The organism is Microcystis sp. (assembly GCF_048564745.1).
GTDB classification, from domain to species: Bacteria; Cyanobacteriota; Cyanobacteriia; order Cyanobacteriales; family Microcystaceae; genus Microcystis; species Microcystis ichthyoblabe_A.
The window spans coordinates 43,165-59,618 of record NZ_JBLZRT010000085.1 but is presented as its reverse complement, the minus strand read 5'-3'; the positions used below and the strand labels follow the sequence as shown (position 1 = coordinate 59,618).

Sequence of the window (16,454 nt, the reverse complement as noted above, 5' to 3'; positions counted from 1 at the left end):
CGGCATTGTATGGATTGTAAGGGGTTAGATACCCGAATTATTAAAGAAGTCGGGTATCTGAAATCATCACAGAACTATGTTAAACAAAAAAATACTTAAGCAAAATTAGTAGATTAAGTTGAGGAAAACAATTTCGATTTCTTTATTAAGTAGCTGGTTATAATTAAGTTAAAAATGGATTTTAAGTCCGATCCCCCCTGCCCCCCTTGATAAGGGGGGTGCCGATCCCCCCTTAGTCCCCCCTTTAATCCCCCCTTGATAAGGGGGGTGCCGATCCCCCCTTAGTCCCCCCTTTAATCCCCCCTTGATAAGGGGGGCATCTGACAACTTTTAACGCCTACCTACTTATGTACTTTAAGGAGATAATCAAATGAAACTCTTAGATGTAGTTGCCTTATTAGAAGACTTACCCCAATTAGGATTATATTGCGGACAAGTCGGAACAATTGTAGAAGTTTATGAACCCACAGTTTTTGAAGTGGAATTTAGCGACACATCAGGACGTGCTTATGCTATCGAAACCTTACAAGAAAATCAACTAATGTTATTACATCATTCTCCCTTAGAACCTAAAAATTTAGCTGTAAATATAGGGTAAATTTTCTTAAAAAACATTATTGATATAACAATTCTCTTATGGATATCGAACTATGCCTACCCACGACATCATCGACAATCGCCAGCAAAAATTAGTCGATAACATCAACCAAATTCTCCACTCTTCAGAAGCCGCTCATTTTGCCGTCGGTTACTTTTTCCTCTCCGGCTTTACTGCGATCGCAACTCGTCTCGCCACCATCCCACAAATGCGCCTCCTGATTGGCAACACCAGCAGCAGGGAAACCATCGAACAACTAGCAGAAGGCTACCGCCGCTTAGAACTAATTAAAAACCATCTGGAAGCACAAGAATACCCCAAACGGACAGAACGCAAGCAGATGGCAACAGAAACCGCCGACAATATTCGTTCCAGCGTCGAACTAATGGACCAAACAGATGAAGCAGAAACCTTAGTAAAAAATCTGGTTCAAATGATTGAAGAAAAACGCCTTCAGGTGCGAGTTTATACTAAAGGGCGACTCCATGCTAAAGCCTATATCTTCGACTACGGGACAATTTATAACCAGCAGGGACAACCCCTAGAACGTCAAGAAAAAGGCCTTGCTATCGTTGGTTCTTCTAACCTTACTTTATCAGGAATTTCCCACAATACCGAACTTAATGTTATCGTTCACGGTAATGAAAACCACGCCAGTTTAACAGAATGGTTCAATCAACTTTGGCAGGAAGCAACAGAATTTGATGAAACACTGATGCAGTCTTTACAACAATCTTGGGCGATGATGCCAGTACGTCCCTACGACATCTATATGAAAACTCTCTATATGCTCGTGCGCGATCGATTGACAGAAGAAACTGCCAGCGAAATGATGATAGATAACGAAATTACCGAGAAACTAGCAGACTTTCAAAAAGTAGCAGTTAACCAAGCTGTTAAACTCATCCGCGAGTATGGAGGTTGTTTCGTTTCCGATGTGGTAGGACTAGGAAAAAGCTTCATTGGTGCTGCCATTGTCAAACGCTTTGAACAAGTAGAAAAAGCCCGCCCCTTAATTATTTGTCCAGCGCCACTGGTGGAAATGTGGGAACGCTACAACGAAATTTATCAACTTAACGCCCGCGTTTTATCGATGGGATTGCTGCGGGAAGATGAAACCAGTGGCATCAGAGTTTTATTAGAAGATTTTAAATACAAAGATCGAGATTTTATCTTAATTGACGAAAGTCATAACCTGCGGAATGCCGCAACCCAAAGATATAAAATCGTCGAAGCCTTTTTAGCAGCCGGGAGACAATGCTGTTTCCTGACAGCAACTCCTCGCAATAAAAGTGCTTGGGATATTTACCATCAGATTAGGCTTTTTCATCAAGATGATAAGACAGATTTTCCCATAGATCCGCCCGATCTAAAAGAGTATTTTCGATTAGTAGAGAAAGGGGAAAAACAGTTACCTGACTTGTTATCTAACATCTTGATCCGGCGCACTCGCAACCACATTTTACGCTGGTACGGCTTTGATGCCAAGACTCATAAACCCGTAGATGCAGACAATTTCAAGGATTATTTAAACGGAAATCAACGCGCTTACGTTATTGTGGGTGGTAAGCATCAGTTTTTTCCCAAAAGAGAACTACAAACCATTGAATATAGTATTGAAGATACCTATCAAGGACTTTACCAAGAACTGCGCCAATATTTAGGGAAATCTCGCCAACAGCAACCAGCTAACCCTCGTAAAAATGAACTTTGCTATGCTCGTTATGTTTTGGGAAATTATGTATTACCAAATAAGCGCAAACAAGAACCATTACTCAGTTTACAAACTGGGGGAGCAAATTTAAGAGGACTGATGCGAGTCCTGTTATTCAAACGCTTTGAATCTAGCGTTTATGCCTTCCAACAAACTGTTAAGAAATTACTGCAAGTCCATCAACGCTTTCGAGAAGCTTTACGCCAAGGAATTATCCCCGCCGGGGAAGAAGCTCAAGCAATTCTCTGTGAACCAAACAATGGGGAAGAACAAGACATTATCGATGCCTTGAGTCAGGCATCTGGGAAGTATGATCTAGCTGATTTTGATGCCCCAAGATTGCAGAAACACCTCGAACATGACATCCAATTGCTAGAGAGAATTTTGCACTTAGTTGAGCCAATTACCCCAGACAAAGATGCGAAATTACAAACCCTTAAAAGCTGGTTGAATAAACCTCCGCTGCAAGATAGCAAGTGCCTCATTTTTACTCAGTATGCTGATACCGCCTCTTACTTATATCAAAACCTCAATCCTAACGGCGATCGAGAGGATATAGAAGTCATCTACAGTGGCGATAAAAATAAGGCGCAGGTAGTGGGAAGATTTGCCCCCAAAGCCAACAAATACTATAAATTGACCCCGGGAGAGTCGGAAATCAAAACTTTAATTGCTACCGATGTTTTAGCCGAAGGTTTAAACCTACAAGATGGCAACCTAATTATTAATTATGACCTGCATTGGAATCCCGTCCGACTCATTCAAAGGTTTGGTCGGATTGATCGGATTGGCAGCGAGAATGATGTGGTTTACGGCTTTAATTTTCTCCCAGAGACGGGATTAGAGCGTAATCTAGGATTACGGCAAAAACTCAAAAACCGCATTCAAGAAATTCATGAAACCATCGGCGAGGATGCGGCAATTCTTGACCCCACAGAACAGCTTAACGAAGAGGCTATGTATGCAATTTATGAAAAAAGTGGTAGTCATCAATTAAGTTTGTTTGAAGATGAGGGAGAATTTCTCGACCTCAATGAAGCGGAAGAAATTCTCAGACAACTCCAGCGAGAAAATCCGGCTGAATACGAACGGATAGCTAACCTGCCTCACGGCATCCGAACGGCTCGCTTTTCTCTCAATAAGGGCATAATTGTCTTCTGTGAAGCTTCTTATCCGAACCGCAAAGATTGGAAGGGCTACCAGCAATTATATTGGCTCGATGAACAGGGAGAGATCATATCAAAAGATACTGCCCGCATTTTAGGAATGCTCAAAACCAACCCAGAAGAAGCAGCACTGCCGCTGCCCAAAAATTACAACCAAGCAGTCATGCAAGTCAAGATTAAATTTGCCCAAGAAGTCCAACACCGCCAATCGGAACGGGAGTACAGCCGTTCTCTGACTCAAGCACAGCGCTACATCTTGCGAGAATTGGGACTGCTGTTCAAAACCACTCAGGATGAAGAAATCCGCAAGCAGGTTAACCTATTAGAACAGGCCTTTCGCCAACCGATTACCACTGTACTCAAGCGCGAGTTAAACCTGATTAAGCGCCGTAGCCTGACAGGAGAAGCTTTGTTTAGCGAACTGAAGAAATTATACAGCCAACATGAGATGCGGGACTGGTTAGATCGCCGTCGCTTGCAAGGTGAGGAGCAACCAATTCCCATCATTATTTGCAGTCAGGCTTTAGTTTAGAAACGGCAATCGGTCAAGGTATAGAATTAAGTTATTGGTTAAAATCCCGCCCGCCTTATCTCTGCAATTGTGAGAAAAAGCTACAATTAATCAATCCTAAAATACCGGGAAAAGTCATGACAGCCCTAGACATGATCCCAGATGTCACCTATCTCCCCACAGATTTATGGAGTGATGAACCACCCTTGGAAAGTGATCTACATCTGCAACAGATCATCATTCTCCTTAGTTGTCTAGAATTATTATGGCGCGAGAGGAGTGATTACTACGCTTCTGGAAATCTAACCATCTACTACAACGAGGAACAACTAAAAAAGCGCAATTTCTGGGGTCCCGATTTTTTTGTGGTTTTAGATACCGAAAAACGTCCCCGCAAAAGTTGGGTGGTTTGGAGAGAACAGGGTAAATATCCGGATGTAATTGTCGAGATTCTCTCCGATTCTACGGCCAATATTGACCGCAATAACAAGAAAATTCTCTACCAAAATACCTTTCGCACTCCTAATTATTTTTGGTTCGATCCCAATAGTTTAGAATTGCAGGGATTTAGACTAATTGAGGGACAATATCAAGCCATTTCTCCCAATGAACAGGGTTATCTGTGGAGTGAACAGTTAGGATTATATTTAGGCATATTTGACCGTAAACTGCGTTATTTTACCGCCGATGGTCAATTAGTCCCCACTCCTCAAGAAGCGGAATTACAGCAACGACAGGCAAAAGAACAGGCTCTTTTAGAAAAAGAGCAGGCTCTTTTAGAGAAAGAAAGGGAACGTCAGGCTAAGGAAAAATTGGCCCAAAAATTGCGAGAATTAGGCATCGATCCCGATACAATTTAGGGGAAATATTATTTTCTAGTAGCTATGGTGACAGCAGCGCCCCTAGTGGGTGTAATTATGGGCAGTGATTCCGACTTACCCACCATGAAAGAAGCGATCGCAGTTTTAGAGGTTTTTCAGATTAGCCACGAAGTCGCCATCGTCTCGGCCCATCGTACCCCCGAAAAAATGTTTGAATACGGCAAAAACGCTCATAATAGGGGAATAAAAGTGATTATCGCCGGAGCCGGCGGGGCAGCCCATTTACCCGGGATGGTGGCATCTTTAACTCCCTTACCCGTGATTGGGGTTCCCGTAGTCACGCGCACTTTACAAGGGTTAGACTCTCTCTATTCAATTGTACAGATGCCCGCAGGCATTCCCGTGGCCACGGTGGCGATCGGTAATGCCAAAAATGCCGGACTTTTAGCGGTTCAAATTCTCGCCACTGGTAATACTGATCTTTTAGAGCAAGTTATCGCCTATCGTCAATCCCTCACCGATTCCGTCCTCGAAAAACAAAGCAATCTTCAACGACTAGGCTATCAAGACTATCTAGGGCAGAGTTCACCTAAGTAGGGTAGATTGAGAAAAGATTAAGTAACAAATTATGAAGTAATTATGCGTTGGATCACCGCTTGTGTATTGAGTCTATTACTCTTTTTTGCCCTACCCATAGCGGCCTATGCCGATAGCCCGACTATTAGCGAAGAACAGATGAGAGAAGGGGAAGTTATCGCTGAAAAAGCCCTAGAAGCTACAGAAAAAGGTGATTACGCCCAGGCCGAAAACTATTGGACCGAATTAGTCGCCAAATTCCCCACTAATCCCGCCGTCTGGAGTAATCGCGGCAATGCCAGAGTCAGCCTCAATAAATTAGAAGATGCGATCGCTGACTTTAACCAAGCAATCGCCATTACCCCCGATGCCCCCGATCCCTACCTCAATCGTGGCACCGCTTTAGAAGGAGAAGGCAAATATCAAGAAGCGATCGCCGATTATAATAAAGTTTTAGAACTGGCCCCCAATGATGCCTTTGCCTATAACAATCGCGGCAACGCTGAGGGCGGTTTAGGGGACTGGGAAGCCGCCGTCAAAGACTATCGCCAAGCCACTCAACTAGCCCCGAATTTTGCCTGGGCGCAAGCTAATCTGGCCCTGGCCCTGTACGAATTGGGCAGATATCCGGAAGCAGTCCAAAAAATGCGGAATATTGCCCGCAAATACCCCATGTTTCCCGATGTCAGAGCCGCCTTAACCGCCGTTTTATGGAGCCAAGGACAACAGGGAGAGGCGGAAAGCAATTGGGTAGCCGCCGTCGGCATGGATACCCGTTATCAAGACCTCGATTGGGTAAAAAGCGTGCGACGTTGGCCGCCGAATATGGTTCTAGCCTTAGATAAGTTTCTTAACTTAAAGTAAAGAATTACTAAATATGGTTGGCTGAATAAATCTAAAAACCTTGTTGGCTAAGACTTTTAGACTTTTTGTCAATCAAAAAGTAGCAAATATGGGAGTGATCGGGGGGAAAATTCAGGGACTTTTTCCCTGAAAATTAGGTAATTGACCCCCTCAAAATCGGTAAAACCCTACACCCTACACCCCACACCCCACACCCCACACCCCACACCCTGTCCCCACGAAAAACTTTTTCAGCAGACCCTAAATAGTAACTTTTCTAGCAGTAGCGGGGCTGAGAGTCCAATTATCCTGAAATCAGCCATTAAGATACAATTGAGGCCTGATAGTTCCATTATCCTCGATCGAATAACCAGGCTCTGGAAAGGAAAAGGAATAGCTAGAACGGGCCAATGGCTCAATGCTATAATCCAATCACAGGGATAGATTGGACTCTATCAGTATCCGCCGCTACTGTACACCTTAAATCTTAGCCAGAATGCCAGATTTACACTTGCTTAATTCTCATCCACAGGCCCTAGAAACCGCCTTCATCGCCACTGCCGACCGGTCTTTTTCCTCCCCTCTATCCCTCGACCTCGCCAGAATTAATCAACGTTTTGACTCCGCTAACGCCGCAGAAATCGTCGCTTGGGCTGCGGCCACCTTTGGGGAAGGTTTGGTGATGAGTACCAGTTTCGGCATTCAAGCGGCGGTGATGTTGCACCTCGTCACCGCAATTATCCCCGATATTCCCATCATTTGGATCGATACCGGCTATCTTCCCCCAGAAACCTATCAATTTGCCGAAGAATTAAGCCAACGCCTCCATTTAAACCTGAAAGTTTATCAATCTCCCCTCAGTCCCGCCCGCATGGAAGCAATCCACGGTAAACTGTGGTCAAATAACGATCTCGACTCCCTCAATCTCTACGACAAAATCCGCAAGGTGGAGCCGATGCAACGGGCCTTGAAGGAATTAAAGGCCACCGCTTGGTTAGCAGGTTTACGTCGCGACCAAACCGACCACCGCAAAACTCTCCAATGGGTCAATCAACAGGGCGAACGTTACAAAATATTACCGATCCTTGACTGGAATGCCAAAACCATCTATGACTATCTGACTAAATACGATCTTCCCTACCATCCCTATTTTGATCTAGGTTATGTCTCCGTCGGCGATTGGCACTCCAGTCGGCCTTTAACCGCCGATGATAGCAACGAACGAGACACCCGTTTCAAGGGTTTAAAACAAGAATGCGGTCTTCATTTGCCCTTAACCCCCGGAGAAGCACAAAGTCTCGACGCAAGCTCCCTTTAACTGCTGGGGTGGAAAATTTGCTGGTGCGATCGGTTCCTAGACGTTAGACAATGGTTAATGATTATTAATCCCCCATTAACCATGGCTATTTTAGAAAATTTTCTCGAAGTCGGCTCTCTCAAGTGGTTTTATCGACAGGTTAACCCCGCTCAACAACCGGATACAACCCCCGTGATCCTACTCCATGGTTTACCCGCCCATGGCTATATTTGGCGGGAATTATTGACCAGTTTAGAAGAATATAACATTAATGCCATTGCCCCCGATTGGATCGGCTCCGGTTTATCCGCTAAACCCGATGCCAGAGATTTCGCCTACACACCTAGCGCTTTTTGTCAAGCCTTGGCCGATTTTATTCAAGCTCTCCAATTGCCGAAAATCTCCCTCATTGTCCAGGGTTTTTTAGCCTCCGTCGGTTTACAATACGCCCTAGAAAATCCTGATAAAATTGAGCGCTTGATCGTTTTAAATACTCCCCTCTCCAGTGATGTCAAATTACCCTGGATAATGAAACAATGGGGGATACCTTTCCTCGGAGATATGGCGACTCAAGACCCCTTATTAGTCGATCGTACTTTAGAAACTGGTAGCGGTTTTGTGATTAGTGATGCAGATCTGGCTATTTTCCGTCAACCTTATCTAAAAACTTCGGCAGTGGGTCGCGCTTTACTGGCCACGATTCGCAATTTAAACCTATCGAAAACTATGGCAGAAATTGAGACAGGTTTAGAGAACTTTGAAAAACCTATCCTTTTTGTCTGGGGAATGGCGGATCCTTGGTTATCTTCTGTCACTGTCGAAAAATTAGCTACTAAATCAGGAGTGGAATTAATCCCCCTCGCGGAAGCGAAACACTATCCCCAAGAACATTGGTCAAAAGAAATTAGTCCCCAGATTATTAATTTTCTCGGACGCAAAACCTAAACCTCGATACTTTCTGGGAATTGATAGCAAAATCTCCCTAGAAAGTATTGATCAAGTTATCCTTAGTATATCACTGTAGTTCTGCACTGGTCAAAGCATCTGGAAACACTAGCTTTAGGAAGGATAAATATAACAAATAATCCCCCAGATATTAATAATTTAACCGATTGGGAGCGAGTTAAATCGATGGGTGATCTAGAAATCGAGGCTAATGCTTTGTCATGCTAAATCTGGTTATTAAAGACTGATTATTTATTCCCCTTTTTGCATGAGTGCATGAGTAGAAAACGGGTTTCTCGGAGAAACCCGTTTTCTGTGCGTTACTCAACGGATTTAGTATAAGCTGCACTGCATTTAAACTGCCTACTGAGGAATTTTAGTACAAAGGCTAGAAATCTCAACCCCAGAAACCTCTCCTCCCCACTTTCCTATACTTTTGAAGTGGAATAAAGTTTTAGCTTAATTAATCTGGCTACAGGCCTGTTTTTGTCGTTTCTAAATACCCCTGATAACTTGACCGGAACTGTTCGATCGATAAGTCCTTTGTCCAATATTCTACCAGAGCATGACCCCAGGCCCAAGCTTCCTTGTCGGCAGTGCTAGAATTCTCTAATAGTATTGGCCAAAGTGCCAATAAATCAAAACTTTTATTCTCTGGATTCAAGAGAGAATAAAGCTCGTAGGCCATCTGTAATTTACCGATCGCTACTGGTAATTGTTCCACAGGAATTTGTTCAGCTAAAAGATAGGCTAAAGTCGGTCTTCCCGTGGCTAAAGTGGAGATAAAACCTAGAATAGGACTTTTTAATAGGGCCGTTAAACCTTGCCCCGTGGCCATCTGTAAAGTATAGCGATCAATTATTTTCGCCGCTGCCAGGGTTCGAGTTTCCAAATCCGCTAAAAAACGGGCTAAACGCAACTGTTTTGCGGGTGAAATTGCCCCCAGTAAAGCGATTGATAACTCCTCATCCCCCCAAGCTTCTCTATCCGGCTGTTGACTGACCATCGGCAAAATGCGATCGCAGAGATCCTCGAATAATTCCGCCCGATACTGCAAGCATTCGCGGATATTGACTTCTTTGGGACTTTCTCCCGTCAGCCAATTATAGGGAGGTTGCCACTCTCGCACTGGACGCAGGCGATCGACTTGGGAAACACACACTATAACTGGTAAATTGTCAATAGTTTGTTGCAAATCTTTAAGAAAAGCCTCATCCATGGCCAGCGCGGGATCGAGGGCGGGGGTGACAAGAATTAATAAATCGGCGTTTTTGGCGTAATTAAGAACTTTTTGCCGATAATCAGCCCGATTTGACTGTTCATAGCCCGGAGTATCCCAGAGGATTAACTCGTCCCCTTCTGGGGTTTGCCAATGGTAGGATTGAATCGCATCGGTACTGGGCAATAGATCCACTTGGGCTAAATCGGCCCGAAAGAGAGTATTAATTAAACTGCTTTTGCCGGCCCCGGTGCGTCCAACCAGCAGAATATTAACCGGTTGGCGATCGATTTCCGTGATCGGTTCAGCTTGGGCGAGGATTTCCTTGAGAGTAGTGGTGGCGATTTTCGTCTTGGTGGGGAGAGTTGGGGCGAGATTGCCGCCACTGTAGAGTAACACCGCTTGGCGAGAGAGGTTTCTTAGGGCATTTTCCCGCAAAACTTGCCCTAAATTGACTAATAATTGCTGATCCGCTTGATCGCTGTATTTTTGACTGGCAACTTTAGCCACAGCCGCAGCGGGATTGATCACCCATTGCGCCCAATTCCAGACTTGCCAAAGTTTCCGGGCTGAGGGTTGCAATTTTTGATAAACTTCGTAGGCCTGATAGGCTTGGCCGATGGTGATTTGATTCAGGGCCGGGGAAAGATTCTGCATCCAGCGATCGCTATCATCGACGGTTCCCCGAATTAAACCGTAGGCCTGGGGAATGTAAATATTTAATAAGGGGTACTTGACATCGGGGTAATATATATGAGCGATGGCACTGACCAAATCCTGACAGCGTTGCCAAAAAGTCGCCCAATCTTCCCAAACCGGGCGATCATTGCGGGCCTCGACGATAATCCTCTCGATAATTTCCTCGACATTGCCCCCGGAATCACCCTCAGGAGGGGTTAATTCTGCCTTAATTTCCCCGATGGCGGCTTCAATTTCCCCGACTGCTGGGCGCGTCCATTTGACCAACAGGAAGCGCCAAGCAACAAAAATCAGGGTAAAAACTGCCCAAATCCAATTCAAACCCCATTGATTGATCTGGAAACTGGCGGCCACGATCAGAAAGATGACCACGGCGGCGATCGGAACTGCTAAAATCAACCCTTGCCAAGTTTTTAACCGTAACATTGCTCGATCTGGTTTTTTTCCATTCTACCGATCTCTGATTCTGGGTTAGAGGGCAGTCCTGATGCCAAAGTCGGCACCGCCAAGCCTGAAAATATTCTGATTGACGAATTGGCGTTATTTCAGCTTCTATTTTCCAGTCAGTGCCTCTCCTGATATGTAGCCTATACTGAATGGATTTAGCGTTACTTCCCACTTGATTCACTCAATCCAAGCTTTTGGGGGGTTCTACCCCCCAAACCCCCCGCGCATTAGTTTTTCGGTGGGATGCTTACACGCAGCTGCTAATACATTGGTAATCATTTAAGAGTCACTCCACTTGCAGGAGTGCCTCTCCTGATATGTAGCTTATACTCAACGGATTTAGTATGATTGACGAATTTGCGTTATTTCAGCTTCTATTTTCCAGTCAGAAATTAGACAGTGGCATCAATTTGGGCGAGGATTGCCGTGGACAACTGACAAAGTTGTTGATGACAAGGACCATTACTAGCCATGATCCCCCCCCATTGCCGCACATCGCCGCGATTATAGCGCACCGGTTGACCGTCAAAATAGGAGAATTTGCCGCCGGCTTCCGTTAAAATCAACTCTGGAGCAGCAAAATCCCAGTCTTTAGCCGCCGATTTCCCCGATAGGGAGATATAAACATCGGATTTTTGTTCGAGGATCGTGGCTATTTTACAGCCCACACTGCCCACATAATTTTTACCGAAGAAGGGTATTTGACTTAATAAATTATCAAAACGTTGGTCGCGATGGGTACGACTAACCACCAGATAGAGGTCGGTAATTTTATCTTTATTGGCAACTTTTACCGGTGTAATATTTCCATCGCTAGTTTCTAGAAAAGTACCTTTTCCTTTTTGGGCAAAATAGAGTTTTTCTTGATCCGGTAGGGCAACCACGGCGATGATCGGTCTTCCTTGATAACATAAGGCGATATGTAGGGCATATTCTCCCGTTTTGTCGATAAAATCGCGGGTTCCGTCCAAAGGATCGATAATCCATACCCAATCTTTCGGGATAGCTTCATTACCCTGATGGGTTTCCTCGCTTAGATAACCAAAGTCGATATCAGAAAAATTGGCTTGTAATTCCCCTAAAATATAATGATTTGCCGCTAAATCCGCCGCCGTCACCGGTCCGCCTTTTTTCTTCTCGTTGACGGCTAAATCCTGTTCACCCCGGTGGTAGGATTGGAGAATTTTAGCACCACCCCAACCCACGGCACGAGTCACAGCTAAAATGCGATCGAGTGTTTCGGTATCTTGACAGGTTAAATTAATCATAAAATAGCCTCAGTTTTTCAGACCTATTATCTACTAAATTGAAAGACTGGCATCTTAGCTTACCATCCCTTGCTTCCTAACTCCTGACTGGCTTAATTTTGCCCTTGCCAAAAATAATCGGCGGGTTTTTTGGTTTCTGCTGGTGATGATTGGGGAGCGTCTCCCAAGAAAACCGAACGCTGCATGACGCGATCGCCTAATCTTCTTTGGACTCGACTGGGAATGCCGTAACCGTAGGCAATATGACCTTTTCCTGCTAGGACGATGATCTGATATTCGGGATGAGCTTGCCAGAATTTAGCGATCGCATCGGCCATGGTTTCATCCCAGAGAACCTGTGCCAAAAAAAAGCGATCGAATCCCTGACTTTTGCCCCCCGTGTGTTGCTGATAAACGGCTAAGATCTGTTGACGGTACTCCTCGTTATCCTGGTTTATTTCGCTTTTAGGGGGAATGTAGGTCATTTCTGAGGTGGAGAGGCTTTCTAAGCCCTCCTGTGCCACTTTTCTAGTGATTTCCGTGGGTGTATTTAGGGCGATCAATGGTAGTTTTTTCGCCTTGGCCAAGCGCAGGATCGGGGCGTAAAATTCCCAATCAAATCCCCAACGTTGGTCGTATTCACTTTTTTCTCTTAACTGATTTTCGCTAATTTTGCCGGCTAAATACTGATCCAAATAGATTTGGTAAGGACGTTGAAACATCTCGAAAGCGATGGCTATTTGGGGATTATTAGCCTGTAAATACTTGATAATAGCTAATTGGGCCTGATGATCGGCTTGACTATCGTGTCTTTCTCCCAGATAAATAATCTCGGCTGTTTTTAAATCTGCCAGAATTTGTTTTTGGCTATTAGTAAAACTCCAGGCCCGGGGCAGCAAAATAAACAGTAAGCAGAGGGCAAGGAAAACAGGAAAAAAGCGTCGGGAGAATTTCATCTTTGTTAAAGGCCTTTTAAAAAACCGATCTTAACCGAAGCCATAACAAAAAAGGTGGGCAATGCCCACCCGAAAAAATTTTCAGGGAACCTTTCTGGTTTAGTAGGTTTCTACGTGCCAGCGATGTTCTTTTTTCAGTTGTTTCTGATAGACAGACCAATCAGCGCCATTTTTAGCAGCAGCACCACTGATAGCATCGTCGATACCATCTTCCATCCCTTTTAGTCCGCACATATAAGCGTGGGTTTTGGGACTTTGGAGTAGATTCCAGATTTCGTCAGCGTGTTCGGCTACCCGGTGTTGAATATACATTCTGCCGCCCTGGGGATTTTGCTGTTCCCGGCTGATGGCATAGGTGAGACGGAAGTTATCGGGGAACTCCGCCGCTATTTGCTCTAATTCTTCTTGATAGAGAATATTGGCCGTTTTGGGAACTCCGAAAATCAACCAAGCTAGACCTTTGAATTTATAATCTTCGTGTTGTTCCTTGAACATCCGCCAGAGGAAAGCTCGGAAGGGAGCGATTCCCGTCCCGGTGGCCATCATAATGATAGTGGCATCTTCATCACCCGGTAGCAGCATTTCTTTACCCACCGGACCAGTAATAGCCACATCGTCCCCCACCCCTATATTACAGAGATGGGTGGAACAAACTCCATAAACGGTTTCCTTGGTTTCTGGGTGCTGGTATTCTAACTGACGCACGCAGAGGGATACGGTTTTATCGTCTAATTTATCACCATGACGGGTGGAGGCGATCGAATAGAGTCTCAATTTATGAGGTTTGCCATTAGCATCGGTACCCGGGGGAATAATACCGATACTTTGCCCTTCTAAATAGCGTAAATCGCCCCCAGAAAGGTCAAAGGTGACGTGTTGTACGATACCGATACCCCCCTCATCAACGAGAGCATAATTCTCGATACATTTGCCGATAAAGGGTTGGTTCGGACGGTAGATATTGACGGGGATATCTGTTTTTTCTTTCGCTTGAGTCATGGCCTTTTTCTTGGTCTGTTCGGGGACGGGCGATGATTGAGCGATTGGCTGTGGTGTGGAGGCACTAGAAACAGTTGCTACGGGGGCAATCCCATTTAAGGGTTTGATGCTGACGATACGACCACCTAAACGGGTAATCCGACGCATTTCTTGATTCATGCGACTGTAGGGAACCGTGAAAAACACGCTTCCACTCTGACGGATTGAATAATCCAAGCTGTCAGTATTGTCGTTTTGATTGAGACCCGCCACTTCGTAAACAAATAAACGGTTTCCCGCTAGTGTACTCGGACTGTACATTAAATATAACTCCCAACTCAAGTCACGATAATCGTTCCATAGTTTAGCCTACCATCGGTACACTACACCTAGGCCTAATTGAGAGTTATCTTAAAAAAACCACAGACATCGCTTTTATCTTTGCCTAAGGATAGGTTAAGTCTCTGGTTAAAATCTGTTACATTTGCAGCATTTTACTTTTTATTAAGATTTATGCTACTTTTTCCCATTTATGCTAAAAATCCCCCTGGTTGGCCTGATGAGGGCAACCAGGGGGACAAATATTAGCGATAATTATTTTATGAACTACTCGGACGCAGCAGCGTTTAAGGGTTTAATGCTGACGATGCGAGCGCCTAAACGGGTAATCCGACGCATTTCTTGATTCATGCGGCTATAGGGAACGGTTAAAAAGACACTGCCACTCTTACGGATAGAATAATCTAGGTTATCAGTATTGTCATTTTGACTCAAACCGACGACTTCATAGACAAAAAGGCGATTTTCTTTGGCACTAGAGAGACTTTGCATCGAAATGGCTCCTACATTGATGTTATAGTTCTCTAGTTTAGCCTAGCAGGGAGACTAGCAATCTAGTTAGGGTTTGCGGCAAAAAGTTTCTCGTGGGGCCAGGGTGTGGGGTGTAGGGTGTAGGGTTTTATTTTAAGGTACTTTTCCCCTGAATTTTCCTCCCGATCCCTCCAATGGCTGGCACTTTTTGATTTTCCAAAAGTCTAAAAGTCTTAACCAACAAGGTTTTTAGATTTATTCAGCCAACCCTAGTTAATGGCCGATTTACGGCCGTTCATTGTACCATGACGCTCGATCGCAATTGTCCACAGGCCGCATCGGTCGCTAAACCTCTCGAATAACGGACAGTAACGGCGACTTTTTCCTGTTCTAAAATAGTTTTAAAAGCCTTAATTCTCTTTTCATCAGGCCGTTGATAATCCACCTCCTGAATAGGATTATAGGGGATTAAATTGACGTGAGATTGAAAACCTTTCACCAGTTTTGCTAATTCCCCTGCGTGTTCGGGTAAATCATTTACTCCCGCTAAAAGAATGTATTCAAATGTCACCCGTCGTCCCGTGATTTGAACGTATTCCTGACAGTCTTGGATCAGATTAGTTAGAGGATAATGGTCGGCACTGGGGATTAATTTAGCTCGAACTTGTTGATTAGAAGCATGGAGACTAACAGCAAAAGTTATTTGCAAATTATGTGCCGCTAATTGCTTGATTTTCTGGGGTAATCCCACGGTAGAAATCGTTAAACAACGCTGACCGATACCCACATCTTGATTCAGGGAATGAATCGCTGTCACCACTTCGGGGATATTTAATAAAGGTTCCCCCATACCCATAAATACCACATGACTAACTCGCTGCTGAAAATCCTCCTGTACTGTTAACACTTGGTCAACGATTTCATACGCTTTTAAATTACGAGTAAACCCCCCTTTTCCCGTGGCACAAAAATCACAGGCCATGGGACAACCCACTTGGGAAGAAACACAGACTGTCAATCTTTTTTCACTGGGAATTCCCACCGCTTCGATGATTAAACCATCGGCCAGTTTTAGCAGATATTTACGAGTGCGATCGGGTGCTACACTGCGATAATGTATAAGGGAACGACCGATAGGATAATCCGCCAGCTTGCTGCGCCATTCTTGGGGGAATACGGAAATATCCGCCAAAGAATGCGCCCCTTTTTCGTATAGCCATTGGTGTAATTGTTTACCCCGATAAGCGGGTTGTCCCTGGTCTTTTACCCAGTCGGTCAGTTCCTCTAAAGATTTCGCTAGTAAAGTCATAAGTAGGTAGGCGTTAAAAATTATCAGACACCCCCGTTATCAAGGGTAGGGTTGATTCATGAATCAACCCTACCTTATTAAGGGGGGATTAAAGGCAAAATCCATTTTTAATTTAATTATAACCAGCTACTTAAACTGAGCCTGACGACAAAAATAAATCTAGTCTTAAGCTTGATCTTTTTTACCTTTCATTTAACTTAACTGTTCAAGGGGAACTGTCAGCGCCATAATGATCGATGGACTTCGATCGAGAACAGAAATTTTATGAGTTGCCAGCAAAAAAAGTCAATATGGGGAAATAAGGAGCTATTCAGTTGT

13 protein-coding genes are annotated in these 16,454 nt (G+C 44.4%); 7 read left to right on the top strand and 6 right to left on the bottom strand.

Going from position 1 to position 16,454, the window contains the following annotated elements:
* Nucleotides 1-370: 370 nt before the first annotated feature.
* From ACOCD9_RS10880 to ACOCD9_RS10850, 7 genes are all read left to right on the top strand, one after another.
* Nucleotides 371-598 (top strand): DUF4926 domain-containing protein, encoded by a 228-nt coding sequence (locus ACOCD9_RS10880; protein WP_002790332.1) that lies wholly within the window; start codon nucleotides 371-373, stop codon nucleotides 596-598.
* Nucleotides 599-650: 52 nt separating this feature from the next.
* Complete coding sequence (locus tag ACOCD9_RS10875; protein WP_287704127.1) at nucleotides 651-4,010, top strand: helicase-related protein; 3,360 nt, start codon at nucleotides 651-653, stop codon at nucleotides 4,008-4,010.
* 116 nt (nucleotides 4,011-4,126) lie between these two features.
* Nucleotides 4,127-4,849 (top strand): Uma2 family endonuclease, encoded by a 723-nt coding sequence (locus ACOCD9_RS10870; protein WP_419547449.1) that lies wholly within the window; start codon nucleotides 4,127-4,129, stop codon nucleotides 4,847-4,849.
* A 24-nt stretch (nucleotides 4,850-4,873) separates the two neighbouring features.
* Nucleotides 4,874-5,407 (top strand): 5-(carboxyamino)imidazole ribonucleotide mutase, encoded by a 534-nt coding sequence (gene purE / locus ACOCD9_RS10865; protein ID WP_419547429.1) that lies wholly within the window; start codon nucleotides 4,874-4,876, stop codon nucleotides 5,405-5,407.
* A 42-nt stretch (nucleotides 5,408-5,449) separates the two neighbouring features.
* Nucleotides 5,450-6,250, top strand: a complete 801-nt coding sequence (locus ACOCD9_RS10860) for a tetratricopeptide repeat protein (protein ID WP_287703414.1) — start codon at nucleotides 5,450-5,452, stop codon at nucleotides 6,248-6,250.
* Nucleotides 6,251-6,725: 475 nt separating this feature from the next.
* Complete coding sequence (gene cysH / locus ACOCD9_RS10855; RefSeq protein ID WP_103111908.1) at nucleotides 6,726-7,547, top strand: phosphoadenosine phosphosulfate reductase; 822 nt, start codon at nucleotides 6,726-6,728, stop codon at nucleotides 7,545-7,547.
* Between the two features lie 57 nt (nucleotides 7,548-7,604).
* Nucleotides 7,605-8,471: an alpha/beta fold hydrolase gene (locus tag ACOCD9_RS10850; protein WP_419547428.1), complete on the top strand. Its 867-nt coding sequence runs from the start codon at nucleotides 7,605-7,607 to the stop codon at nucleotides 8,469-8,471.
* A gap of 472 nt (nucleotides 8,472-8,943) precedes the next feature.
* Here ACOCD9_RS10850 and ACOCD9_RS10845 read toward each other — a convergent pair whose 3' ends face one another.
* From ACOCD9_RS10845 to rlmN, 6 genes are all read right to left on the bottom strand, one after another.
* Nucleotides 8,944-10,815: a GTPase family protein gene (locus tag ACOCD9_RS10845; RefSeq protein ID WP_419547426.1), complete on the bottom strand. Its 1,872-nt coding sequence runs from the start codon at nucleotides 10,813-10,815 to the stop codon at nucleotides 8,944-8,946.
* Between the two features lie 413 nt (nucleotides 10,816-11,228).
* Nucleotides 11,229-12,104: a 3'(2'),5'-bisphosphate nucleotidase CysQ family protein gene (locus tag ACOCD9_RS10840; protein WP_419547424.1), complete on the bottom strand. Its 876-nt coding sequence runs from the start codon at nucleotides 12,102-12,104 to the stop codon at nucleotides 11,229-11,231.
* Nucleotides 12,105-12,196: 92 nt separating this feature from the next.
* Entirely contained in the window at nucleotides 12,197-13,039 is an 843-nt protein-coding gene (locus ACOCD9_RS10835; RefSeq protein WP_419547422.1) for a ChaN family lipoprotein, read from the bottom strand.
* Between the two features lie 99 nt (nucleotides 13,040-13,138).
* Nucleotides 13,139-14,338, bottom strand: coding sequence for a ferredoxin--NADP reductase (gene petH, locus ACOCD9_RS10830; RefSeq protein ID WP_287701786.1), 1,200 nt, complete (start codon nucleotides 14,336-14,338; stop codon nucleotides 13,139-13,141).
* A 285-nt stretch (nucleotides 14,339-14,623) separates the two neighbouring features.
* A complete protein-coding gene (locus ACOCD9_RS10825; RefSeq protein WP_287701784.1) occupies nucleotides 14,624-14,848 on the bottom strand; it encodes a phycobilisome linker polypeptide in 225 nt (74 codons plus the stop codon).
* A 274-nt stretch (nucleotides 14,849-15,122) separates the two neighbouring features.
* Nucleotides 15,123-16,136 carry a 23S rRNA (adenine(2503)-C(2))-methyltransferase RlmN gene (gene rlmN / locus ACOCD9_RS10820; RefSeq protein WP_419547419.1) on the bottom strand — a complete coding sequence of 338 codons (1,014 nt, stop codon included), beginning with the start codon at nucleotides 16,134-16,136 and terminating at the stop codon, nucleotides 15,123-15,125.
* Nucleotides 16,137-16,454 lie beyond the last annotated feature (318 nt).